The sequence below is a fragment of the Sarcina ventriculi genome (assembly GCF_900456775.1).
Classification (GTDB): Bacteria; Bacillota; Clostridia; order Clostridiales; family Clostridiaceae; genus Sarcina; species Sarcina ventriculi.
In genome coordinates this window covers 144,769-169,654 of the sequence record NZ_UAUL01000007.1, presented here as the reverse complement: position 1 = coordinate 169,654, position 24,886 = coordinate 144,769, and the positions used below count along the sequence as shown (strand labels likewise).

General features: G+C 31.1%; 22 protein-coding genes, 1 tRNA gene and 1 other annotated feature. All 23 genes read left to right on the top strand.

Annotated elements, in window-relative coordinates; translation table 11 throughout:
• Window positions 1-150: 150 nt before the first annotated feature.
• The 23 genes from DR020_RS05015 (at window position 151) to fusA (ending at window position 24,877) form a co-directional block, all read left to right on the top strand.
• On the top strand, window positions 151-1,248 hold the full coding sequence (locus DR020_RS05015) for a PIN/TRAM domain-containing protein (RefSeq protein WP_055260199.1): 1,098 nt from the start codon (window positions 151-153) through the stop codon (window positions 1,246-1,248).
• A gap of 5 nt (window positions 1,249-1,253) precedes the next feature.
• The gene (gene ispD / locus DR020_RS05010; protein ID WP_112365406.1) at window positions 1,254-1,934 is read left to right on the top strand and encodes a 2-C-methyl-D-erythritol 4-phosphate cytidylyltransferase; all 681 of its coding nucleotides are present in this window, start codon (window positions 1,254-1,256) and stop codon (window positions 1,932-1,934) included.
• A gap of 358 nt (window positions 1,935-2,292) precedes the next feature.
• Entirely contained in the window at window positions 2,293-4,011 is a 1,719-nt protein-coding gene (locus DR020_RS05005) for a proline--tRNA ligase (RefSeq protein ID WP_058991529.1), read from the top strand.
• A 15-nt stretch (window positions 4,012-4,026) separates the two neighbouring features.
• A complete protein-coding gene (gene cysS / locus DR020_RS05000) occupies window positions 4,027-5,430 on the top strand; it encodes a cysteine--tRNA ligase (protein ID WP_112365554.1) in 1,404 nt (467 codons plus the stop codon).
• Between the two features lie 196 nt (window positions 5,431-5,626).
• Window positions 5,627-6,031 carry a Mini-ribonuclease 3 gene (locus tag DR020_RS04995; protein WP_055260202.1) on the top strand — a complete coding sequence of 135 codons (405 nt, stop codon included), beginning with the start codon at window positions 5,627-5,629 and terminating at the stop codon, window positions 6,029-6,031.
• Window positions 6,032-6,050: 19 nt separating this feature from the next.
• Window positions 6,051-6,794 carry an FAD-dependent thymidylate synthase gene (gene thyX / locus DR020_RS04990; protein WP_055260203.1) on the top strand — a complete coding sequence of 248 codons (744 nt, stop codon included), beginning with the start codon at window positions 6,051-6,053 and terminating at the stop codon, window positions 6,792-6,794.
• Between the two features lie 25 nt (window positions 6,795-6,819).
• The gene (gene rlmB / locus DR020_RS04985; protein WP_112365405.1) at window positions 6,820-7,674 is read left to right on the top strand and encodes a 23S rRNA (guanosine(2251)-2'-O)-methyltransferase RlmB; all 855 of its coding nucleotides are present in this window, start codon (window positions 6,820-6,822) and stop codon (window positions 7,672-7,674) included.
• Window positions 7,675-7,691: 17 nt separating this feature from the next.
• Window positions 7,692-8,201: an NYN domain-containing protein gene (locus DR020_RS04980; RefSeq protein WP_112365404.1), complete on the top strand. Its 510-nt coding sequence runs from the start codon at window positions 7,692-7,694 to the stop codon at window positions 8,199-8,201.
• A gap of 73 nt (window positions 8,202-8,274) precedes the next feature.
• On the top strand, window positions 8,275-8,913 hold the full coding sequence (gene sigH / locus DR020_RS04975; protein ID WP_055260206.1) for an RNA polymerase sporulation sigma factor SigH: 639 nt from the start codon (window positions 8,275-8,277) through the stop codon (window positions 8,911-8,913).
• 82 nt (window positions 8,914-8,995) lie between these two features.
• Window positions 8,996-9,071: transfer RNA gene (locus DR020_RS04970), tRNA-Thr, on the top strand.
• Window positions 9,072-9,129: 58 nt separating this feature from the next.
• Entirely contained in the window at window positions 9,130-10,323 is a 1,194-nt protein-coding gene (tuf, locus tag DR020_RS04965) for an elongation factor Tu (RefSeq protein ID WP_058991536.1), read from the top strand.
• 167 nt (window positions 10,324-10,490) lie between these two features.
• Window positions 10,491-10,640, top strand: coding sequence for a 50S ribosomal protein L33 (rpmG, locus tag DR020_RS04960; RefSeq protein ID WP_055260249.1), 150 nt, complete (start codon window positions 10,491-10,493; stop codon window positions 10,638-10,640).
• 42 nt (window positions 10,641-10,682) lie between these two features.
• On the top strand, window positions 10,683-10,907 hold the full coding sequence (secE, locus tag DR020_RS04955) for a preprotein translocase subunit SecE (protein WP_055260250.1): 225 nt from the start codon (window positions 10,683-10,685) through the stop codon (window positions 10,905-10,907).
• A 43-nt stretch (window positions 10,908-10,950) separates the two neighbouring features.
• The gene (gene nusG / locus DR020_RS04950; RefSeq protein ID WP_055260251.1) at window positions 10,951-11,475 is read left to right on the top strand and encodes a transcription termination/antitermination protein NusG; all 525 of its coding nucleotides are present in this window, start codon (window positions 10,951-10,953) and stop codon (window positions 11,473-11,475) included.
• An 80-nt stretch (window positions 11,476-11,555) separates the two neighbouring features.
• Window positions 11,556-11,981, top strand: coding sequence for a 50S ribosomal protein L11 (rplK, locus tag DR020_RS04945; protein WP_055260252.1), 426 nt, complete (start codon window positions 11,556-11,558; stop codon window positions 11,979-11,981).
• Between the two features lie 59 nt (window positions 11,982-12,040).
• Window positions 12,041-12,730: a 50S ribosomal protein L1 gene (gene rplA, locus DR020_RS04940; protein ID WP_112365403.1), complete on the top strand. Its 690-nt coding sequence runs from the start codon at window positions 12,041-12,043 to the stop codon at window positions 12,728-12,730.
• A gap of 56 nt (window positions 12,731-12,786) precedes the next feature.
• Window positions 12,787-12,911 (top strand) — a sequence feature (ribosomal protein L10 leader region).
• Between the two features lie 31 nt (window positions 12,912-12,942).
• Window positions 12,943-13,446 carry a 50S ribosomal protein L10 gene (gene rplJ / locus DR020_RS04935; protein ID WP_055260254.1) on the top strand — a complete coding sequence of 168 codons (504 nt, stop codon included), beginning with the start codon at window positions 12,943-12,945 and terminating at the stop codon, window positions 13,444-13,446.
• Window positions 13,447-13,495: 49 nt separating this feature from the next.
• Window positions 13,496-13,861: a 50S ribosomal protein L7/L12 gene (gene rplL / locus DR020_RS04930; protein ID WP_055260255.1), complete on the top strand. Its 366-nt coding sequence runs from the start codon at window positions 13,496-13,498 to the stop codon at window positions 13,859-13,861.
• 303 nt (window positions 13,862-14,164) lie between these two features.
• A complete protein-coding gene (gene rpoB / locus DR020_RS04925; protein WP_055260256.1) occupies window positions 14,165-17,866 on the top strand; it encodes a DNA-directed RNA polymerase subunit beta in 3,702 nt (1,233 codons plus the stop codon).
• An 80-nt stretch (window positions 17,867-17,946) separates the two neighbouring features.
• Entirely contained in the window at window positions 17,947-21,489 is a 3,543-nt protein-coding gene (rpoC, locus tag DR020_RS04920; RefSeq protein WP_055260257.1) for a DNA-directed RNA polymerase subunit beta', read from the top strand.
• 237 nt (window positions 21,490-21,726) lie between these two features.
• Window positions 21,727-22,104 carry a 30S ribosomal protein S12 gene (rpsL, locus tag DR020_RS04915; RefSeq protein WP_055260258.1) on the top strand — a complete coding sequence of 126 codons (378 nt, stop codon included), beginning with the start codon at window positions 21,727-21,729 and terminating at the stop codon, window positions 22,102-22,104.
• A 152-nt stretch (window positions 22,105-22,256) separates the two neighbouring features.
• Window positions 22,257-22,727 (top strand): 30S ribosomal protein S7, encoded by a 471-nt coding sequence (rpsG, locus tag DR020_RS04910; RefSeq protein ID WP_055260259.1) that lies wholly within the window; start codon window positions 22,257-22,259, stop codon window positions 22,725-22,727.
• Between the two features lie 83 nt (window positions 22,728-22,810).
• On the top strand, window positions 22,811-24,877 hold the full coding sequence (gene fusA / locus DR020_RS04905; protein ID WP_055260260.1) for an elongation factor G: 2,067 nt from the start codon (window positions 22,811-22,813) through the stop codon (window positions 24,875-24,877).
• Window positions 24,878-24,886: the final 9 nt, after the last annotated feature.

The window sequence follows — 24,886 nt, the reverse complement described above, 5'->3', positions numbered from 1 at the left end:
TAAATTACAAAATATAGTTATAAAATTATTAGATTAACTTGAATATAATATTAAAACAAACTGTTTGTTATTAATAGGGGGTGTTATTAAATAGTGATTTAATTATATTAAGATTCATGCTAACAACTAATTAATAGGAGGTGATATTTAGTGGTAAAAAATTTTTTTAGAGGGACATTTACAGTTTTAGGGCTTTTAGCGGGGTATATAATAGGAGAATCTATAACCAAAAATAAATATATTGCTCAAAATGCTTATTTTTCCAATATAATTATACAGGCATTATTTTTAATTTTTATGACAGTTGCTGTTGGTGTTATACTGTTTTTAATTTCCCCAGCTATTTATAGATATATAAAAAGATTTATATCTTATATGGAAAGTGGCATTAGTAAGCTTTCTGCAAGTGAAGTAATATTTGGTGTTTTAGGAGCAGCAATTGGTATAATAATAGTATCAATATTTACTATACCGTTAAATTATATTTTAAGTAATATAGCAAACAGTGTTTTAGGATCAGTAGTTTTAATAGCAATTAATTTTATAGCAATGTTAGTTGGTATTGATTTAGCTATAAAAAAGAAAGATGACATATTGATATATATAGAGAATTTTAAGAAAAATTCACCTAAAGAAAAAAAATCAAAAATTAAGGTGGTTCCTAAAATATTAGATACATCAGTAATTATAGATGGAAGAATATTTGATATATGTCAAACAGGATTTGTTGAAGGACCATTGGTTATTCCAAGCTTTGTATTGGATGAACTTAGGCATGTATCAGATTGTTCAGATTCATTAAAAAGAACAAGAGGAAGACGTGGTCTTGATATATTAAATAAAATACAAAAAGAATTGCCAATAGAAGTTCAGATTTGGGAAGGAGATTTTCCAGAGATAAATGAAGTTGATAGTAAACTTTTAAAACTTACACAAAAGTTAGATGGAAAAGTTTTAACTAATGATTATAATTTAAATAAAGTAGCAGAGGTTCAAGGTGTTACTGTTCTAAATATAAATGAACTTTCTAATGCAATAAAGCCAGTTGTTCTTCCAGGGGAAGATATGAAGTTAACTATCGTAAAGGATGGTAAGGAATCTGGACAAGGAATAGCCTATTTAGATGATGGAACAATGATTGTAGTAGAAGGTGGAAGAAAGTATATTGGAGAAGAGATAGACGTGACTGTGACATCAGTTCTTCAAACAGCAGCAGGAAGGATGATATTTGCTAAACAGAAGGGATAGGCATTATGAAAAAAACAATAGCGATTATTTTAGCAGGTGGAAAAGGAAAAAGAATGGGAGCTAATATTAGCAAACAGTTTATAGAGATAAATGGGAAACCTATAATATATTACACAATTAAATCTTTTGAACTTTGTGAAGGTATTGATGAAATAGTTTTAGTTTTACCTAAAGATGAGATTAGCTATTTTAAGAATAATATAATGAATAAATTCGATTTTAATATATCCAGCATAATTGAAGGTGGAAAAGAAAGACAAGATTCTGTTTACAATGCATTAAAAAGTATACAAGATTGTGAAGTAGTTTTGATACATGACGGAGCACGACCTTTTGTATCAAAGAAAATAATTGAAGATGGAATAAAAAAAGCTAAAGAGTATGGAGCAGCAGCACCTGGAGTTGTGCCAAAAGATACTATTAAAATTAGAGATAGTAATGGGTTTTCAATAAAAACTTTGAAGAGGGACGAATTAGTTGCTATTCAAACGCCTCAATGTTTTGATTTTAATATAATAAAGAAGTGTCATGAAGAAATAAAGAAGAAGAATATACAAGTTACTGATGATACTATGGTAGTTGAGATGTTTGGAAATAAAGTTCTTATTTATGATGGAGACTATAAAAATATAAAAATAACAACCAAAGAAGATTTGATTATTTGCAATGAATTTTTAAATAATTAATTTGTAGATTAGTATTTTTTTAGAATATTGACATAAAATTTTTATAAGGATATAATGAAAAAGCAAAATCTATATAAAACGTTGAAGAAGATTAGTAAAAACTACCATTCAGAGAAAAAATCCTAGGCTGTAAGATTTTTAAAAAGTTTTGAACCTACTTCTGAGTTGTATTTAAAAATTACCGGTTTAATATCGTTAAAATTATAAGAGTACAAATTTAGGTGGTACCGCGACTTATTGCTCGCCCTAAAATATTTTTAGGGTGAGTTTTTTTATATTTGTTAAAAATAATAAAAAATATTAGTTATGATTTAAATATTATAAAATATTATAAATAATTTTTTAGGAGGTATTTTAAATGAGAGCATCAAAAATGTTAATATCAACGTTAAGAGAGGTTCCAGCGGAAGCAGAAATAGAAAGTCATAAGCTTATGTTAAGGGCTGGTATGATGAGAAAAATGGCAGCAGGTATATATAATTATATGCCACTTGGACTTAAAGTTTTAAAAAAAATAGAGGATATAGTGAGAGAGGAAATGGATAATGCAGGTGCTCAAGAATTTTTAGCATCAGCACTTTTACCATCAGAACTTTGGAAAGAATCTGGAAGATGGGATGCTTATGGGGCAGAAATGTTTAGATTAACTGATAGAAATAGTAGGGAATTTTGTTTAGGACCAACTCATGAAGAGGTGTTTACAGATATCGCAAGAAATGAAATAAAGTCATATAAGCAACTTCCACTTAATCTTTATCAAATTCAAACAAAGTATAGAGATGAGAGAAGACCAAGATTTGGAGTTATGAGATCTAGAGAATTTATAATGAAAGATGCTTATAGTTTTGATAAAGATCAAGAAGGATTAGATATTTCTTACAATAAAATGTATGAAGCTTACGTTAAAATATTTAATAGATGTGGGTTAGATGCTAAATGTGTTGCGGCAGATTCAGGTGCAATTGGAGGATCAGGTTCTGCTGAATTCATGGTTAAATCAGAAGTTGGTGAAGATGATGTAGTATTTTGCACAAGTTGTGACTATGCAGCAAACATAGAAAAAGCGCCAGCAACATCAGAAATGGCTGAAAAAGAAGAATTAAAAGAATTGAATAAAATAGAGACTCCTCATACAAAAACTATAGAAGATTTAGCAAAATTATTTAACTGCTCAGAAAAGAAAATAGCTAAGACATTAATATATAGAGCAGATGATAAAGTTGTAGCTGTAATGGTTAGAGGTGATAGAGAAGTTAATGAAGTTAAAGTTTCTAATGCTTTAGGAGGAGTTATAGAGCTAGACATGGCAAGTGAGAGTATGGTTAAAAATGCTACAAATGCTGAAGTTGGTTTTGCCGGTCCTATAGGAATAAAAGTTGATAGATTATTAGTTGATACTGAAGTTGCTAATATGTTTAATTTTATAGTTGGTGCTAATGAAACAGGATTCCATATAGAAAATGTGAATTATGGAAGAGATTTTGAGGGAGAAGTTTCAGATTTTAGAAATATAACAGAGGGTGAAAAATGTCCTGTGTGCGGAAAAGAAATAACAATAGCAAGAGGAACTGAAGTTGGTCATATATTTAAATTAGGAACCAAGTATTCAGAGGCTATGAATGCTACATTTATTGATGAGAATGGAAAAACTAAACCATTTATCATGGGTTGTTATGGAATAGGTGTAACAAGAACAATGGCTTCAATAATAGAGCAACACAATGATGAAAATGGAATTATATGGCCTTTATCAGTAGCTCCATATCATGTATCTATTATAATAGCTAATATGAAAGATGAAACTCAAATTACTTTAGCAGAAAAAATGCATGAAGAATTAGAAAATATGGGGATAGAAGTATTTTTGGATGATAGAAATGAGAGAGCTGGAGTTAAATTTAAAGATTCAGAGCTTATGGGTATTCCTATGAGAATTACTGTTGGGAAAAAAGCATCAGAAGGAATAGTTGAATTTAAGTTAAGAAATGGTGGAGAAAATGAAAATATATCCATTGAAGATGTATATAATAAAATTAAAGATGAGTTTAAAAAGGCATCAATAGAACTTAAAAGATAGGAGGAGTTTGCATTGATTAAGGTATATAATACTTTAACTAAGAAAAAAGAAGAATTTAAGCCTTTAGTTGCTGGAAAAGTTAAAATGTATGTTTGTGGTCCTACTGTATATAATTTTTTTCATATAGGTAATGGTAGAACATTTATAGTATTTGATACGATAAGAAGATACTTTGAATATAGAGGATATGAAGTAGAATTTGTACAAAATTTTACTGATATAGACGATAAGATGATAAAAAGAGCCAATGAAGAAAATACTACGGTAAAGGAAGTTGGAGATAAATATATTAAGGAATATTATGAAGATGCTGATAATCTTAATATAGAAAGAGCAACAGTAAACCCTAGAGCAACAGAATATATAACGCAAATAATAGATTTTGTTAAGGGATTAGTTGACAAAGGATATGCTTATGAAGTAGATGGAGATGTGTATTTTTCAACTAAAAAGTTTGGTGATTATGGGAAACTTTCTGGGCAAAATATTGAAGATTTACAATCAGGGGCAAGAATAAGCATAGATGAGAGAAAGAAAGATCCTATGGATTTTGCCATATGGAAAGCTCAAAAACCTGGTGAACCTGCTTGGAAAAGTCCTTGGGGAATGGGAAGACCTGGATGGCATATAGAATGTTCTTGTATGGCTAAAAATATATTAGGCGATACTATAGATATTCATGCTGGTGGTTCAGATTTAGCTTTTCCACATCATGAGAATGAAATAGCGCAAAGTGAAGCATTAACAGGAAAAACATTTGCAAATTATTGGCTTCATTCAGCTTTTGTTAATGTAAACAATCAAAAAATGTCTAAATCATTAAACAATTTTTTAACTGCAAGGGCTGCACTTGAAAAGTTTGATGCTGATGTAATTAGATTTTTAATGTTATCTGCTCACTATAGACAACAATTAAACTTTAGTGAAGAATTGTTATTATCTGCAAAGGCTTCAGTTGAAAGAATTTATAATACAATATATAATTTAGAAAACTTATTGGATGAAGTTAGAACTACTCATATTACAGATGAAGAAAAGAAATATTTGCAAAGCTTAAACAAATATAAAGAAAAATATATAGAAAAAATGGATGATGATTTTAATACAGCAGATGCTATAACAGCTATATTTGATCTTATAAAAGATGTGAATATTAATGTTAATATAGATTCGTCTAAGGAGTTAATTACAGGTTGTTTAAATTTAATAAGAGAGCTTGGAAAACCTCTAGGTATGTTACAAAAATCAACTAAAGTAAATTTAGATGATGAAATTCAAAAGCTAGTTAATGAAAGGCAACAAGCAAGAAAAGATAAAAATTGGGCTTTAGCGGATAAAATAAGAGATGATTTAAAAAACAGGGGAATTGTTTTAGAGGATACCCCTCAAGGGATAAGATGGCATAAAATAGATGAATAAAAATTTATTATAGATATTATAAAAGGTTGAATTGTAGAAATAATTATAATTCAATCTTTTATTTTTAAAATTAATTTCTAAATTTAGATAAGTTATGATAAGATTGATTTGTAATAAATAAAACTAGGTCGCAATTCTTATAAAAGTGAAATTTTGTATTTTATTGAGTAAAGTATATAAATAAAAGGAGCTAAAAATGGATTTTCAATTATTTAAAAACAAGTTTACAAAAGAAGAGGTAAGACAATTAAACCCTCTTGTACTTGCTTTTATTGGAGATGGAGTATATGAAGTTTTTATAAGAAGTTACATAATTGATAGAAATAGAAATATGCCTGTCCATAAACTTCATATAAAAACAATATCATACGTAAGAGCACATGAACAAAGTAATTTTATGAATCAGCTTATAGAATTATTAAACGAGGAAGAATTATCAATATATAAAAGAGGAAGAAATGCAAAATCAGGGACAATACCTAAAAATGCAGATGTTAGAGAATATAGAAATGCAACTGGGTTTGAAGCATTAATAGGATATTTATATTTAATAGATGATAAAGAACGATTAGAGGAACTATTAAATAGGTGTGTAGAGTAAAGAAAATGAGGAGAATATTATGAGTTTGAAGGTTAAATTAATACAATATACAAAAGAAGCAGAAAAGACTATAGCAGCTGCGGCTAAACTTTGTTATAGTGCAGTTGGGGTGGATGATATAGTTTCTAATTTAAATGAAGAAAATGTAGAAAAATTTTTAAATATGCTAATGTCGTATGGGCATCAATCTCCAATAGAACATGTAAGTTTTACATTTGCAGTAGAAGGGGTTTCAAGAAGTTTAACGCATCAATTGGTAAGGCATAGGATAGCTAGTTATTCACAACAAAGTCAAAGATATGTAAAACTAAATCAATTTGAATATATAGTTCCACCAGCTATAAATAATAATGAGAAATGTAAAGAAATATATGTAAATGCTATGAAAAATATTCAGAGAGATTATGATATTATTGTAGATAATCTTATGCAAGACTATTTAAAGCAAGGTTTAGATAAGAAAGTTGCTGAAAAAAAAGCTATAGAAGACGCAAGATATGTTTTCCCAAATGCTTGTGAAACAAAAATAATATTAACAATGAATGCGAGAAGTCTTATAAATTTCTTTAATCATAGATGCTGTGAAAGGGCTCAATGGGAGATAAGAAATTTAGCGGATGAAATGTTAAAACAAGTAAAAGAAGTTGCACCGATTTTATTTAAGTATGCTGGTCCAAACTGTGTAAAAGGTACTTGTCCAGAAGGAAAAATGACTTGTGGAAAGAGTAGTGAAAAAAGAGAGATATATTTAGGAAGTAAATAAAAGTGATTTTTAAGGAGAATTAATAATGACAAAATCAGAAAATAAATACAAACATTTAACTCGTAAACAAAAATATTTTGCAGATAGTGTAAATAAAGGACATGATGAGAGAAATAACAATGAAGAAAATTATATAAAACAAAGAGAAGATTTAGTAGAAGGTAGAAATGCAGTTATAGAATTATTAAAATCTAATAAAACTATAGAACAATTATTTATAGCTAATGGAAAAATGGAAGGATCCATAAATAAAATTTTAGGTTTAGCAAAAGATAAAGGTGTTATTGTAAAAGAAGTTGATAGAAAAAAGTTAGATTTAATGAGTGAAACTAAAGCACATCAAGGTGTTATTGCTCAAATTACACCATTTAAATATAGTACAGTAGATGAGATTTTAAATTATGCAAAACAAAAAGATGAAGATCCATTTATAGTTATATTAGACGAATTGGAAGATCCACATAATCTAGGATCTATAGTAAGAACCGCAGAACTTTGTGGTGTTCATGGAATTATAATACCTAAAAGAAGAAATGTTGGAGTTACTACCACAGTTTATAAGGCATCAGTTGGAGCTATAGAATATGTGAAAATAGCTAAAGTAACCAATGTAAATAGTACAATTGACGAATTAAAAGCAAAAAATATTTGGGTATATGGAGCTGATATAAATGGAGAAGAGTATAGTCATGATACTAACTTCAATGGAGCTTGCGCGATTGTTATAGGAAATGAGGGAAAAGGAATAAGCAAGCTTACTAAAAATAAATGTGATAAATTAGTAAAAATACCTATGATAGGAAAAATAAATTCTTTAAATGCTTCTGTTGCCGGTGGTATAATGATGTATGAAGTATTAAAGGGAAGGATAAAAAAATAGAAAATGAGTGAGGAAAGTTGAGAAGAATTTTTGTAGATGGATATAATGTTATAAATAGTTGGTCAGAGCTAAATGAACGAAAAAAATATAGTTATGAAGCTGCAAGACAAAAACTTATAGAAATGCTTCAAAACTATGCAGCATATAAAAGTTGTAAAATTGTTTTAGTTTTTGATGCTCACAAAGTTTTAGGAAATTTAGAAAAACAAGATATCGTAGGAAACATAGTTGTTGTTTTTACAAAAGATGGAGAAACAGCAGACTCATATATAGAACGAGTTGTGGATGAGATTGGGAGAAAAGTAGAGGTTGTAGTTGTTACATCGGACTCACTAGAACAACAAACTATATTTCAAAGAGGCGCTATTAGAATGTCTTCTATAGAATTTCATAATGAAGTAGTAGAAGTTCAAAGAATTATAAGAAAAAAAACTGAAAAAAATAACATAAATACTAATAAAAATTTTTTGAGTGATAGAATAAATAGAGAGATTTTTGAAAAATTAGATAAAATAAGAAAACAATAATGATAAATTATTGACTGTAAAATAAATGGGATTTATAATTTAATTAAATGGGTAAAAATGGAGGGGAATATGTTTGAAAAGGGTAGAAATAAGTAGAGAAATTGGCTATATAAATGAAATATCGGATGAAGAAATAGTTTTAAAAGCTAAAGGTGGAAATAAATTAGCACAAGAAAAAATAATAAATAAATATGAGCAATTTGTAAGAAATAAAGCAAAATCTTATTTTTTAATTGGAGCAGATAAAGAAGATATATATCAAGAAGGAATGATTGGCTTATATAAAGCAATTAGAGATTTTAATCCGGAAAAATTAACATCTTTCAAAGGATTTGCAGAATTATGCATAACTAGACAGATAATTACAGCTATAAAAACTGCTACTAGGCAAAAACATATTCCATTAAATACCTATGTATCTTTGAATAAACCTATGTATGAAGAAGAATCTGATAGAACATTGTTAGATGTTATTGAGGGGTTGACGGTAAGTGATCCTGAGGAACTTATTATAGGTAGAGAAGAAGTAAATCATATAGAAAAAGAGATAAGCAAAGTGCTTTCAGAACTTGAATTAGAAGTGTTAATGTCATATCTTGATGGAAAAACATATCAAGAAATTGCCTGTGATTTGGATAGACAGGCAAAGTCAATAGATAATGCACTTCAAAGAGTTAAAAAGAAATTAGAAAAATGTTTAAATATTAGATAATCAATTATATAAAATATATTGACAAAGAATTTTAATAGTAGTAAAATTTCTATGGTATAAAGAATACTTTACGTATTTAACTGCTCACATAGCTCAGTCGGTAGAGCGTCGCCTTGGTAAGGCGGAGGTCGTCGGTTCAATCCCGATTGTGAGCTCCATGAAATGGAAAGTAGAAAACGCTAGGTAGAGTTTATTTAATATAAGGAGGAAAAAACAATGTCAAAAGCAAAATTCGAAAGAAATAAGCCACACGTAAACATTGGAACAATAGGACACGTAGACCACGGTAAAACAACATTAACAGCAGCAATAACAACAGTATTAGCAAACAGAGGATATGCAGAAGCATTCAACTATGCTGATATAGATAAAGCACCAGAAGAAAAAGAAAGAGGAATCACAATCAACACAGCACACGTTGAGTATGAAACAGAAAATAGACACTATGCTCACGTTGACTGTCCAGGACATGCTGACTATGTTAAGAACATGATAACAGGAGCAGCACAAATGGATGGAGCTATATTAGTATGTTCAGCAGCAGATGGTCCAATGCCACAAACAAGAGAACATATACTATTAGCATCAAGAGTTGGAGTTGACTATATCGTAGTATTTTTAAATAAAGCAGATATGGTAGATGACGAAGAATTATTAGAATTAGTTGAAATGGAAGTTAGAGAATTATTAAATGAATACAACTTCCCAGGAGATGATATTCCAGTAATAAAAGGATCAGCATTAAAAGCATTAGAAAATCCAACAGATGAAGCTGCAATAGCTCCAATTTTAGAATTAATGGAAGCAGTAGATAGCTACATCCCAACACCAGAAAGAGCAACAGACAAACCATTCTTAATGCCAGTAGAAGATGTATTCACAATCACTGGTAGAGGAACAGTTGCAACAGGAAGAGTTGAAAGAGGAGTTCTTCATGTATCAGACGAAGTAGAAATCGTAGGATTAATGGAAGAAAAGAGAAAAGTAGTAGTAACAGGAATAGAAATGTTCAGAAAGTTATTAGACGAAGCGCAAGCTGGGGATAACATTGGAGCATTATTAAGAGGTATCCAAAGATCAGAAATCGAAAGAGGTCAAGTACTTGCAAAAGTTGGATCAGTAAACCCACACAAGAAATTTGTAGGTCAAGTTTACGTATTAAAGAAAGAAGAAGGTGGAAGACATACTCCATTCTTTGATGGATATAGACCACAATTCTATTTCAGAACAACAGACGTTACAGGAACAATTAAATTACCAGAAGGAATGGAAATGGTAATGCCTGGAGACCACATAGATATGAACGTTGAGTTAATCACTCAAGTAGCAATGGATGAAGGATTAAGATTTGCTATTAGAGAAGGTGGAAGAACTGTAGGTTCTGGTGTTGTTACTAAAATAATAGAATAATTTGATTTTTATATTATCATACTTGAGGGGACTGGGTTATATGACCTAGTCCTTTACATAGTGAACGGTTATGTTGACAGTGTTATGGATTTATGATAATGTAATTTAGTAATACTGGAAGTAAGTAATATTTACTTTATATATAAGAAAAACTGGAGGTGCTTACGGTGAGAGTTAAGGTTACTTTAGCATGCACAGAGTGCAAACAAAGAAATTACAACACAATGAAAAATAAAAAAAATGATCCTAATAGAATAGAAATGAAAAAATACTGTAAATTCTGTAAGAGTCATACTCTTCACAGAGAAACTAAATAGTTTTATTTAGTTAATGGTATAGGTATATAAGGATGTGAATTTATGCCTGAAAAGCAGAACGTACAACATTCAGAAAAAAAGTTTAGCTTAATAAATTTTTTTAGAGAGGTTAAGGCAGAGTTTAAACAAATAACTTGGCCTTCTAAACAAGAAACTAAGAAAAATTTAATTGCAGTTATAGTTTTTACTGTGATTTTTATATTAGTTATAGGTGGCATGGACTTAATTTTTAAAAACCTCTTTGAGTTAGTGTTTGGACTTAAATAATATAATGGAGGTTTGACGGTTTTTTAATCGTTAAGTAAAAAATATGAGTGAAAATGAAGTAGCTAGATGGTATGTAATACACACATATTCAGGTTATGAAAATAAAGTTAAAGCCAACATAGAAAAAACTATCGAAAACAGAAATTTACAAGCATTATTTCAAGATATACAAGTACCTATGGAAGAATGTAGTGAAGAAAAAGATGGAAAAGTTAAAATAACTTTAAAGAAGAAATTCCCTGGATATGTTTTGGTAAAAATGTTAATGACAGATGACTCTTGGTATGTTGTAAGAAATACTAGAGGAGTTACTGGCTTTGTGGGTCCAGGATCAAAACCTGTACCACTTACTGATGAGGAGATTGAATCAATGGGTGTATGTGAAACAGCACCTGATATCGACTTAGAAGTAGGCGAAACTATAAATATTATTTCTGGTGCATTAAGCGGATTTTCTGCTTCAGTACAAGAAATTAATGTAGAGCAAAGAAAAATAAAAGCATTGGTTGATATGTTCGGAAGAGAAACAATCGCCGAATTAGAATTAAATCAAATACAAAAAATTTAAATAAGAAAATTATTAGACGAAAGTCTTAATAAAGTGGGAGGGTAAAGCCCGAAATTACCACAGTATAGGAGGAATAACTCATGGCTAAGAAAGTAACAGGAATGATAAAGCTTCAACTTGCTGCAGGAAAAGCAACACCAGCACCACCAGTAGGACCAGCTTTAGGTCAACACGGTGTAAATATAATGGGATTTTGTAAGGAGTTTAATGCAAAGACTGCTGATAAAGCGGGATTAATTATACCAGTTGTAATAACTGTATATCAAGATAGATCATTTAGTTTTATACTAAAAACTCCACCAGCTGCAGTTTTAATTAAAAAGGAATTAGGATTACAAAGTGGATCTGGGGTTCCAAATAGAACTAAAGTTGGAAATATAACTAAAGAACAAGTTAGAAAAATTGCTGAATTAAAAATGCCTGACTTAAATGCAGCTACAATAGAATCTGCAATGAGTATGATAGAAGGTACTGCAAGAAGTATGGGTGTAGTAGTAGTAGAATAATTTATTCACAAATAGGTGGGAGGTATTAACCGTTAAGACCACGGAGGAGGATTACATTAATGGGAAAAAAATATATTGAAAGTGTAAAATTAATAGATAGAAGCGCATTATATACTCCATCAGAAGCATTAGAGCTTTCTGTTAAAACAGCAAAAGCTAAATTTGATGAAACTGTAGAATTGCATGTAAGACTTGGTGTAGATCCAAGACACGCAGATCAACAAGTTAGAGGAGCAGTTGTATTACCACACGGTACTGGTAAAACTGTTAGAGTTTTAGTATTTGCAAAAGGGGAGAAAGCTAAAGAAGCAGAAGCAGCTGGAGCTGATTTTGTTGGAGCTGATGAATTAGTTCAAAAAATTCAAGGAGAAAACTGGTTTGATTACGATGTTGTAGTAGCTACTCCAGATATGATGGGTGTTGTTGGTAGATTAGGTAGAGTTTTAGGACCTAAAGGATTAATGCCAAATCCAAAGTCAGGAACAGTTACATTTGATGTTGCTAAAGCTATAGCTGATATCAAAGCTGGTAAAGTTGAATATAGAGTAGATAAAACTGCTATAATTCATTGCCCAATAGGAAAAGCATCTTTCGGTTCAGAAAAATTAATAGAAAATTTCCATACACTAATGGATGCAATAGTTAAGGCTAAACCAGCTGCTGCTAAAGGACAATATATAAAATCTGTATCAGTTTCTTCAACTATGGGACCTGGTGCTAAGATTAATCCAACAAAAGTTTTAGACTAATTTTATTTAATTTGGTTGACATAACTATAATAGAATGATAAAATGAATGCTGTTGGAAAAAGTAAATAAGGCTTCCGTAGACAGTAGGTACCTTAGGGTTAAATAAAAATAGCCTACCGAGGATCATTAGTTTAGATAATGAGTCTTCCTATGTCTACGGGAAGGCTTTCTTAATATATAAAGCAGTTTCAAACTGTGAGGAGGTGGACACGGTGAACAAAAATAGACAATTAAAAGAAGCTAAAGTTGCAGAAATTAAAGAAAAACTAGAAAAAGCTCAAGGGATTGTTCTTGCTAAGTATCAAGGTTTAACAGTTGAACAAGATACTAAATTAAGAAAATCTTTAAGAGAAGCTGGTGTAGAATATAAAGTGTATAAAAATACTTTAGTTACATTAGCAGTTAAAGAATTAGGATATGAAGGTGTTGTTCCTTTTTTAGAAGGACCAGTTTCAATAGCATTTGGTTATGAAGATGCTACTGCACCAGCTAGAATACTTAATGATTTTGCTAAAGAAAACAAAAAATTAGAATTAAAAGCTGGTATAGTTGATGGAGAAGTTTATGATTCAGATAAGGTTAAACAACTTGCATCAATACCATCAAAGGAAGTTTTACTTGCAAAACTTCTAGGAAGCTTCAATGCTCCAATATCAAATTTTGCTTATTTAATTAAAGCTATATCAGATAAAAAAGAAGCAGAATCTGCTGAATAATCAAATAAATGAAAAAAGTTTTGGAAAAAATTCGGAGGTGTAAATTATTATGAATAAAGAACAAATTATAGAAGCTATAAAAGGTATGACTGTTTTAGAATTAAATGAATTAGTAACAGCTTGTGAAGAAGAATTTGGAGTTAGCGCTGCTGCTCCTGTAGCTGTAGCTGGTGGAGTTGCTGGTGCTGGTGCTGCAGAAGAAAAAACTGATTTCGATGTTGTATTAACTAATGCAGGATCAAGCAAAATAAAAGTTATTAAAGTAGTTAGAGAATTAACTGGTTTAGGATTAAAAGAAGCTAAAGAAATAGTTGATGGAGCTCCTAAAACATTAAAAGAAGGCGTTGCTAAAGATGCTGCTGAAGAAATGAAAGCTAAATTAGCTGAAGTTGGAGCTGAAGTAGAACTTAAGTAATTTAAGTTTTTAAAAATAAAAGAGATACTTTTTGAGTATCTCTTTTTTATGAAATTATTGGAGTTTTGCAACTTTGAAATATTTTTGTTAAAATATTTACAGATATATTGACAATATTCAAACTCTATGATACCATAACTAAATGTACTACGCTTTGATAGTACTTTTTTTATCATAAATTTAAAAGTATAACTAGATAAATTTTGGTTATAATTAGAAATAATGTGTGTGCGATCCGAAAGCATAAGTCCTTAGGGAAAGTATGCTTTTGGTTATTTTAGTTTATACAAGGGGTGAAAGTTGATGGTACATCCTGTCCAAGTTGGAAAAAGAACAAGAATGAGCTTTGGTAAAATTAAAGAAGTGGCAGAAATGCCAAATCTAATTGAGGTACAATTAGATTCTTATAATTGGTTCTTAAAAGAAGGTCTTGATGAAGTATTTGCAGATATAAATCCTATAACAAATTTTACAGGGAATCTTGTCCTTGAATTTATTGGATTTAAGCTAGACAAAGGAAATACAAAGTATTCAGTAGAGGAATGCAAAGAAAGAGATACTACTTATGCAGCACCATTAAAGGTTGCTGTACGACTTCAAAACAAAGAAACTGGTGAAATAAAGGAACAAGAAGTTTTTATGGGGGATTTCCCATTAATGACAGAACAAGGTACATTTATTATAAATGGTGCTGAAAGAGTTATTGTTTCACAATTAGTCAGATCACCAGGTGTCTATTATAATTACAGTGTTGATAAAACAGGTAAAAAATTATATTCAGCAACTGTAATCCCTAACAGAGGTGCATGGTTAGAGTACGAAACTGATTCTAATGATGTAATTTATGTTAGAATAGATAAAACAAGAAAATTACCTATAAGTATATTAGGTAGAGCTTTAGGTTTTGGAAGTGACCAAGAACTTTTAGAGTACTTTGGTGAAGAAGAAAGATTTAAAGCTACTATAGAAAAAGATAATACTAAAACAACAGAAGATGCTTTATTAGAAATCTATAAAAGATTAAGACCTGGTGAACCACCTACTGTAGATAGTGCTATATCTTTAATAGATACCTTATTCTTTGATGCTAAAAGGTATGATTTATCAAGAGTTGGAAGATATAAGTTTAATAAGAAACTTGCTTTAAACTTAAGAATAGCAAATCAAATTGCGGCTGAAGACATAATAGATAGATTAACAGGTGAGGTTTTAGTTAGTAAAGGTGAAAAAATTTCTAGAACTGATGCTGAAGAGATTCAAAATAGAGGTATTAATTCTGTTGATGTTATTGTAGAAGACAGAATAATAAAGGTTATTGGAAATCATTTTGTAGATATTAATAGATATGTTAATTTTGATATATCTGACTTAAATATAAAAGAGCTAGTTCATTATCCTACATTGATGGAAATATTAGATGGTTGTAGTGATGATGATTCAATAAAACAAGAAATTAAGAAGAACATAACTAAACTTATACCAAAACATATAATTAAAGATGATATTTTTGCAACTATAAGTTATCAAATAGGATTAGTTTATGGAATTGGATATGTAGATGACATAGATCATTTGGGTAATAGAAGATTAAGAAGTGTTGGTGAACTTTTACAAAATCAATTTAGAATTGGTTTGTCAAGAATGGAAAGAGTAGTTAAGGAAAGAATGACTATTCAAGACCAAGAAACTATTACACCTCAACAATTAATCAATATAAGACCTGTTGCAGCTTCTATCAAGGAATTCTTTGGAAGCTCACAATTATCACAATTCATGGATCAAACAAATCCTTTATCAGAATTAACTCATAAAAGGAGATTATCAGCATTAGGACCTGGAGGACTTTCAAGAGAAAGAGCTGGGTTTGAGGTTAGAGACGTACATCATTCTCATTATGGTAGAATGTGTCCTATAGAAACACCAGAAGGACCTAATATAGGACTTATAAATTCATTAGCAACTTATGCTAGGGTTAATGAATATGGATTTATAGAAACTCCTTATAGAATAGTTGATAAAAAAGCTGGAGTTGCTACTGGTGAAATACGATATTTTACAGCTGATGAAGAAGATCAATATTTAGTAGCACAAGCAAAAGAACCTTTAGATGAGGAAGGTCATTTTATAGATAAAAAGGTAACTGTTAGAGCTAAAGGTGATACAATAGTTGTTCCAAGAGAAGACGTTGATTTAATAGATGTATCTCCAAGACAGTTAGTATCAGTAGCAACAGCAATGATTCCTTTCTTAGAAAATGATGATGCTTCTAGAGCACTTATGGGATCTAACATGCAACGTCAAGCGGTTCCTTTATTAAAACCACAAGCTCCGGTTGTTGGAACAGGTATAGAATATAGAGCTGCTGTAGATTCTGGAGTTCTACCTAAGGCTAGAGAAGCTGGAACTGTAACTTATGTAAGTGCTAATGAAGTAAGAGTTAAAAATGATGTAGATGGTTCAACTCAGACTTATAGACTTCTTAAATTTAAAAGGAGTAACCAAGGTACATGTATAAATCAAAGACCAATAGTTTCTAAAGGTGAACATGTAGAAAAAGGTCAGGTTTTATCAGATGGACCATCAACTGATTTAGGTGAAATAGCATTAGGTAAAAATATCAGAATGGGATTCATAACATGGGAAGGATATAATTACGAGGATGCTATGCTAATTTCAGAAGAATTAGTAAGAGAAGACGTATTTACATCTATCCATATAGAAGAATATGAATGTGAAGCTAGGGATACTAAATTAGGACCAGAAGAAATAACAAGAGATATTCCAAATGTTAGTGAAGATACTCTTAAGGATATAGATGAAAGAGGAATAATTAGAATAGGTGCTGAGGTAAGATCAGGAGATATTCTAGTTGGAAAGGTTACTCCTAAAGGAGAAACTGAACTTACTGCAGAGGAAAGACTTTTAAGAGCTATTTTTGGGGAAAAAGCTAGAGAAGTTAGAGATACTTCACTTAGAGTTCCACATGGAGAAGCAGGTATAATTGTAGATGTGAAAGTATTTACAAGAGAAAACGGAGATGATTTATCACCTGGAGTTAATGAACTTGTAAGATGTTATATAGCTCAAAAAAGAAAAATATCTGTTGGAGATAAGATGGCTGGTCGTCATGGTAACAAGGGGGTTATCTCTAGAGTGTTGCCAGAAGAAGATATGCCATTTTTACCAGATGGAAGACCGCTTCAAATATGCTTGAATCCTCTAGGTGTTCCATCACGTATGAATATCGGTCAGGTATTAGAGGTTCATTTAGGATGGGCAGCTAGTGCGTTAGGGTGGCATATTGCTACTCCAGTTTTTGATGGAGCAACAGAAAGTGATATAGAAAAATGTCTAGAAGATGCAGGATATAACGCTAATGGAAAAACAGCGTTAAGAGATGGTAGAACTGGAGAAGAGTTTGATAATGATGTAACTGTTGGAATAATGTACATTTTAAAGTTGGCTCATTTAGTTGACGATAAAATACATGCAAGATCAACAGGACCATATTCACTAGTAACTCAACAACCATTAGGAGGTAAAGCACAGTTTGGTGGTCAAAGATTTGGAGAAATGGAGGTTTGGGCATTAGAGGCATATGGTGCTGCTCATACTCTTCAAGAAATACTTACTGTCAAATCAGATGATGTTGTTGGTAGAGTTAAAACTTATGAATCAATAGTTAAAGGTGAAAATATACCTGAACCAGGAATTCCAGAATCATTTAAAGTTCTTATAAAAGAACTTCAAGCATTATGTTTAGATGTTAAAGTACTAAATGATGATAATGAAGAAGTTAAATTAAAAGAATTTGTAGAAGATGATGTTGAAGAATTAGAAGTTAATATAGAAGGAACTGAAGAAAGAATAGTTTCAACACCAGTAAATGAACCATCATTAACTACTGTTGAAGAAAGTAATGATGAGTTAGAAGAAGTGGTAGATTACGACAACATTAATATAGAAGATATTACTGGTGATTTAGAGTTAGATGATTTTAATTAACAATAGAATAATCCCTCACTTTTAATAGTGGGGGAATATTTATAATAATAAACTTAAATTTATGAAGGGAGGACACACCCTTGTTCGAGTTAAACAATTTTGATGCATTACAAATAGGTCTAGCATCTCCAGCTCAAATTAGAGAGTGGTCAAGAGGAGAAGTAAAAAAGCCTGAAACAATAAATTATAGAACTTTAAAACCAGAGAGAGATGGTCTGTTTTGTGAGAGAATATTTGGACCTATGAAGGACTGGGAATGTCATTGTGGAAAATATAAGAGAGTAAGATATAAAGGCGTAGTTTGTGATAGATGTGGTGTTGAAGTAACAAAATCTAAAGTAAGAAGAGAAAGAATGGCTCATATAGAATTAGCTGCACCAGTATCACATATTTGGTATTTTAAAGGAATACCATCAAGAATGGGATTAATTCTAGATATGTCTCCAAGAGCACTAGAAAAAGTTTTATATTTCGCTTCATATATAGTGATAGATCCAAAAGAAACTTCGCTATTAAAAAAGCAACTTTTAAATGAAAAAGAATATAGAGAAGCATGTGATAAATATGGTGATGATAGTTTCGTTGCAGGAATGGGAGCAGAAGCTATAAAATGTTTATTATCTGAAATAGATTTAGAAAGATCATCAGTTGAATTAAAAGAAGAACTTAAACAAAGTTCAGGACAAAAAAGAGTTAGAATAATAAGAAGACTTGAAGTTATAGAGTCATTTAGAAAATCAGGAAATAAACCAGAGTGGATGATTGTTGATGTTATACCAGTTATACCACCAGATTTAAGACCGATGGTTCAGTTAGATGGAGGAAGATTTGCAACATCTGACTTAAATGATTTATATAGAAGAGTTATAAATAGAAATAATAGACTTAAAAAGTTATTAGATTTAGGAGCTCCTGATATAATAGTAAGAAATGAAAAAAGAATGCTTCAAGAAGCAGTGGATGCTTTAATTGATAATGGTAGAAGAGGAAGACCGGTAACTGGTCCAGGAAATAGACCTCTTAAATCTTTATCTGATATGTTAAAAGGAAAACAAGGAAGATTTAGACAAAATCTTTTAGGAAAAAGAGTTGATTATTCTGGTAGATCTGTTATAGTTGTTGGTCCAGAATTAAAAATGTATCAATGTGGTCTTCCAAAGGAAATGGCATTAGAGTTATTTAAACCATTTGTAATGAAGAAGTTAGTTGAAGGCGGAATAGCTCATAACATAAAAAGTGCAAAAAGAATGGTAGAAAGAGTAATGCCACAGGTTTGGGATGTTTTAGAAGAAGTTATTGCAGATCATCCAGTATTATTAAATAGAGCACCTACTTTACACAGATTAGGAATTCAAGCATTCCAACCTGTTTTAGTTGAAGGTAGAGCTATCAAACTTCATCCGCTTGTTTGTACTGCTTACAATGCTGACTTTGATGGAGACCAAATGGCTGTTCACGTTCCGTTATCAGTTGAAGCTCAAGCTGAAGCTAGATTTTTAATGCTTGCTGCAGGAAATATAATGAAACCATCTGATGGAAAACCAGTTTGTGTACCTACACAAGATATGGTACTTGGATCTTATTATTTAACAATGGATAAAGATGGTGCAAAAGGTGAAGGAAGATATTTTTCATCAGTAGAGGAAGCCATAATGGCTTACCAAGTAAAAGACATAGATATACATGCTAAAATAAATGTCAAAGTGTTTAAGGAAATTAATGGAGAAATAAAATCAGGAATAATAAAGACAACTCCTGGATTTATTATTTTCAATGAATCAATTCCTCAAGATTTAGGTTTTGTTAATAGAGAAAATAAATCAGAAATGTTTGACTTAGAAATTAACTTTTTAATAACTAAAAAATCTTTAGGTAAAATTATAGATAAATGTTATTTAAAACACGGACCAACTAAAACATCAATTATGCTAGATAATATAAAAGCTACAGGATATCATTATTCATCAATTGGTGCAGTAACAGTTGCAGCATCAGATATGATAGTTCCTAAGAAAAAATATGAATTATTAGCAGAAGCAGATGCAACTGTTGATAAAATTGAAAAGATGTATAGAAGAGGTCTTATATCTGAAGATGAGAGATATGAAAGAGTAATTGAAAAATGGACTGATACAACAGAAGAGGTTGCTAATACTCTTATGAATAGTTTGGATAAATTTAATCCAATATTTATGATGGCAGATTCAGGAGCCAGAGGTTCTAAATCTCAGATTAAACAGTTAGCAGGTATGAGAGGACTTATGGCAAGTCCATCAGGTAAAATTATCGAACTTCCAATCAGAGCTTCATTTAGAGAAGGTCTTGATGTATTAGAATACTTTATTTCTACACATGGTGCTAGAAAAGGAAATGCCGATACAGCTTTAAAAACTGCGGATTCAGGTTACTTAACTAGAAGATTAGTAGATGTAAGTCAAGATGTTATAGTTAGGGAAGAAGATTGTGGTACAGATGAAGGATTATATGTAGAAGAAATCAGAGAAGGATTAGAAGTTATAGAAAGTTTAGCTGAAAGGCTAACAGGTAGATATGCTGCAGAGGATATATATGATTCAGAAGGTAAAGAACTTTTAGTCGCTAAAAATGGATATATGGATGCTAATTTAGCTGAAAAGATAGCTAGTACTGGTATAAAGAAAGTTAAAATTAGATCAGTATTTACATGTAATTCAAAGATAGGTGTATGTGCTAAATGCTACGGAATGAATATGGCTACAGCTCAAAAAATAAACATTGGAGAAGCAGTAGGAATAGTTGCAGCACAATCAATAGGAGAACCAGGAACTCAGCTTACAATGAGAACATTCCATACTGGTGGAGTTGCTGGAGCCGATATAACTCAAGGTCTTCCAAGAGTTGAAGAGCTTTTTGAAGCTAGAAAACCAAAAGGGTTAGCTATAGTAAGTGAGGTAGCAGGTTCTGTTAGAATAGAGGAAACTAAAAAGAAGAGAACCGTATTTGTGCTTACAGATTCAGGAGAAGAGCACACTTATGATATACCATTTGGTTCAAGACTTAAGGTACATGATGGTGATATTATAGAAGCAGGGGATGAGATAACAGAAGGTTCTGTAAATCCTCATGATATAATGAATATCAAAGGCGTTCATGGGGCTAGAGAATATCTTCTTTCAGAAGTTCAAAAAGTTTACAGACTTCAAGGTGTTGATATAAATGATAAACATTTAGAAGTTGTTGTAAGACAAATGACTAGAAAAATTAAGGTTTTAGAATCAGGTGATACTGATCTTTTACCAGGTGTGATGATAGATATGTTTAACTTTAGAGAAGAAAATGCTAGAATAGAAGCTTTAGGTGGTGAAAAAGCTACTGGAGAAGAAGTTTTACTTGGTATAACTAAAGCCGCTTTAGCAACAGAAAGTTTCTTATCAGCAGCATCATTCCAAGAAACAACAAGAGTATTAACAGATGCAGCTATAAAAGGTAAAATAGATCCACTTGTTGGGTTGAAAGAAAATGTGTTAATAGGTAAATTAATACCAGCAGGAACTGGAATGATAAGATATAGAAATGTTAAGCTTAATACTGAAAATAATGTTTGTGAAAAAGAAACAGCTATGGATTTAGAAGAATCAAATTAATTATGTTGACAGCATTATGCTTAAATGATAAAATACAGTTTGTGTGATTTGTAAAAATACTTAGTAATAAGTGTTTTTAAATTGAAATACTATTAAAAAATAGCCTACATTATAGTTAGGGCTAGAAGAATGTGTAAGAAGATATTTATCTATTTACAACATTATTCTGGGAACATTAGTTAACATCTAACAATTAATTATAGATAGTTAAAAAAAATTTAATCAGGAGGTGAAAGTATGCCAACTATAAGCCAATTAGTAAGAAAAGGCAGAAAGACAGTAGCATCAAAATCAACTGCACCAGCACTTAAAGAGTGTCCACAAAAAAGAGGAGTTTGTACAGTTGTTAAAACAACAACTCCAAAGAAACCTAACTCAGCGTTAAGAAAGATTGCCAGAGTAAGATTAACAAATGGATACGAAGTTACAGCTTATATTCCTGGTGTTGGTCACAACTTACAAGAGCATAGCGTTGTTCTTATAAGAGGTGGAAGAGTTAAAGACCTTCCTGGTGTTAGATACCATATAGTAAGAGGAGCTTTAGACTCTGCTGGAGTAGCTAACAGAATGCAAGGAAGATCAAAGTACGGTGCTAAGAAACCAAAACAAAAATAGTGTTGTTTAAACTTAGTTGAAGTGCTTGACTTCAATTATTAAATAGATTAATTAATAGTTTATATATAGATGAAGCATGCACTTTACGGCAAATATTAAGTTATGTCGAGTACCGATGAACTTAAATTAAAATTGTTAAGGAGGGAAGAAAAGTGCCAAGAAAAGGACATATAGCAAAAAGAGATGTGTTACCAGATCCAGTATATGGTTCAAAAGTTGTTACTAAATTTATAAACAATATAATGGAAGATGGTAAAAAGGGAGTAGCGCAAAAAATATGCTACGATGCATTTGAAATAATTCAAGAAAAAACAGGAAAAGAGCCTGTTGAAGTTTTTGAAGAAGCAATGAATAATGTAATGCCTTTATTAGAAGTAAAAGCTAGAAGAATAGGTGGAGCTAACTATCAAGTACCTATTGAAGTTAGACCTGAGAGAAGACAGACTTTAGGAATAAGATGGATTCTTGCAGCAGCTGACAAAAGAGGCGAAAAATATGCTAGAGAGAGAGTAGCTGGAGAATTAATGGATGCAGCTAACAATACTGGAGCGGCAGTTAAGAAGAGAGAAGATACTCATAAAATGGCTGAAGCTAATAAAGCATTTGCTCATTACAGATATTAATAAAATAACAAAACTGTTTTGGTGTAAGCCAAAACAGTTTTGTCTAATTTAAAAAAACGATTAAATTGAAAGGGGAAATCAAGATGGCTAGAAAATATCCGTTAGATAAATTTCGTAATTTCGGAATAATGGCTCATATAGATGCAGGTAAAACTACTACTACTGAGCGTATATTATTCTACACAGGAAAAACTCACAAAATTGGTGAAACACATGAAGGTGAGTCACAAATGGACTGGATGGTTCAAGAACAAGAAAGAGGTATAACTATTACTTCTGCTGCAACAACTTGTTTTTGGAAAGAACATGAATTAAATATAATTGATACTCCAGGTCACGTAGATTTCACAGTTGAAGTTGAAAGATCATTAAGAGTATTAGATGGTGCTGTAACAGTTCTTGATGCAAAGAGTGGAGTTGAACCACAAACTGAAACAGTATGGAGACAGGCAGATAAATATGGAGTTCCTAGAATGATCTATGTAAATAAGATGGATGCTACAGGAGCTGATTTCTTCAGATGTATACAAACTGTAAGAGATAGATTAAAAGCTAATGCAGTTCCAATACAAATTCCAATAGGATCAGAAGATCAATTCAGAGGAATGGTTGACTTAATTACAAATAAGGCTATCTTAACTTATGATGATTTAGGAAAAGATGTAAGAATTGAAGAAATTCCTGCAGAATTAGTTGATCAAGCAGAAGAATATAGAGCAGCTATGATAGAATCAATAGCTGAAACAGATGAAGCTTTAATGGAAAAATACCTTGAAGGTGAAGAATTAACTGAAGATGAATTACATGCAGCTTTAAGAAAAGCTACAATAGCTAATGAAATAGTTCCATGTATATGTGGATCTTCATATAAAAATAAAGGTGTTCAAGAAATGATAAATGGGGTTGTTGCTTATTTACCATCACCTTTAGATATTCCAGCTGTTAAAGGAACAGATTTAGATGGTAATGAAGATTCAAGAGAAGCTTCAGATGAAGCTCCAATGTCAGCATTAGCATTTAAAATAGCTACTGACCCATTTGTTGGTAAATTAGCATTTACAAGAATCTATTCTGGTGTACTAAAAAGTGGATCATACGTTTTAAATTCAACAAAAGGTAAGAAAGAAAGAATTGGTAGACTAGTTAAAATGCACTCTAACACTAGAGAAGAAGTTGAAGAATTAGAAGCTGGAGAATTAGGAGCAATAATTGGATTAAAGAATACTACTACTGGTGATACTTTATGTTCTGAAGATAAGCCAATAATTCTTGAGTCAATGGAATTCCCAGAACCAGTTATATCTGTTGCGATAGAACCAAAAACAAAAGCTGGTCAAGAAAAAATGGGCTTAGCTTTAGCAAAACTTGCTGAAGAAGATCCAACTTTTAAGACTTATACTGATCAAGAAACTGGTCAAACAATTATAGCAGGTATGGGTGAACTTCACTTAGAAATCATCGTTGATAGATTGACAAGAGAATTTAAAGTTGAATGTAATGTAGGTGCTCCTCAAGTTGCTTATAAAGAAACAATTAAAGAAGCTGTTAAAGCTGAGGCTAAATATGCTAAACAGTCAGGTGGTAAAGGACAATACGGTCACTGTGTTATTGAAATGGAACCAACTGAAGGCGAATATGAATTTGAAAATAAAATTGTTGGAGGAGCTATTCCAAAAGAATATATTCCTGCAATAGATAATGGAATTCAAGAGGCATCTAAAAATGGTATAATAGCTGGATACCCAGTTATAAACTTCAAAGTAAGATTAGTTCATGGATCATATCATGAAGTTGACTCATCAGAAATGGCATTTAAAATAGCTGGTTCTATGGCATTTAAAAATGCTATGCAAAAAGCAAAACCAGTATTACTTGAACCAATGATGAAAGTTGAAGTTACAATTCCAGAAGAATATATGGGAGATGTAATGGGAGACATTAATTCAAGAAGAGGTAGAATCGAAGGAATGGAAGCTGTAAATGGAGCACAAGTTATAAGAGCTTTTGTACCATTGTCAGAAATGTTTGGATATGCTACTACTTTAAGATCAAGAACTCAAGGTAGAGGTAATTATTCAATGGTATTTGATCATTATGAAGAAGTTCCTAAGAGCATTCAAGAAAAAGTTGCAGGTGAAAGAAGTAAATAAATTTTTAAT

Excerpts from the sequence above, each read along its gene's own strand:
- rpsL (WP_055260258.1), top strand. The coding sequence starts at position 21,727 with ATGCCAACTATAAGCCAATTAGTAAGAAAAGGCAGAAAGACAGTAGCA.
- tuf (WP_058991536.1), top strand. The coding sequence starts at position 9,130 with ATGTCAAAAGCAAAATTCGAAAGAAATAAGCCACACGTAAACATTGGA.
- rlmB (WP_112365405.1), top strand. The coding sequence starts at position 6,820 with ATGACAAAATCAGAAAATAAATACAAACATTTAACTCGTAAACAAAAA.
- rplA (WP_112365403.1), top strand. The coding sequence starts at position 12,041 with ATGGGAAAAAAATATATTGAAAGTGTAAAATTAATAGATAGAAGCGCA.
- thyX (WP_055260203.1), top strand. The coding sequence starts at position 6,051 with ATGAGTTTGAAGGTTAAATTAATACAATATACAAAAGAAGCAGAAAAG.
- DR020_RS04995 (WP_055260202.1), top strand. The coding sequence starts at position 5,627 with ATGGATTTTCAATTATTTAAAAACAAGTTTACAAAAGAAGAGGTAAGA.
- ispD (WP_112365406.1), top strand. The coding sequence starts at position 1,254 with ATGAAAAAAACAATAGCGATTATTTTAGCAGGTGGAAAAGGAAAAAGA.
- nusG (WP_055260251.1), top strand. The coding sequence starts at position 10,951 with ATGAGTGAAAATGAAGTAGCTAGATGGTATGTAATACACACATATTCA.
- fusA (WP_055260260.1), top strand. The coding sequence starts at position 22,811 with ATGGCTAGAAAATATCCGTTAGATAAATTTCGTAATTTCGGAATAATG.
- secE (WP_055260250.1), top strand. The coding sequence starts at position 10,683 with ATGCCTGAAAAGCAGAACGTACAACATTCAGAAAAAAAGTTTAGCTTA.
- rpoB (WP_055260256.1), top strand. The coding sequence starts at position 14,165 with ATGGTACATCCTGTCCAAGTTGGAAAAAGAACAAGAATGAGCTTTGGT.
- rplK (WP_055260252.1), top strand. The coding sequence starts at position 11,556 with ATGGCTAAGAAAGTAACAGGAATGATAAAGCTTCAACTTGCTGCAGGA.
- DR020_RS05005 (WP_058991529.1), top strand. The coding sequence starts at position 2,293 with ATGAGAGCATCAAAAATGTTAATATCAACGTTAAGAGAGGTTCCAGCG.
- rplL (WP_055260255.1), top strand. The coding sequence starts at position 13,496 with ATGAATAAAGAACAAATTATAGAAGCTATAAAAGGTATGACTGTTTTA.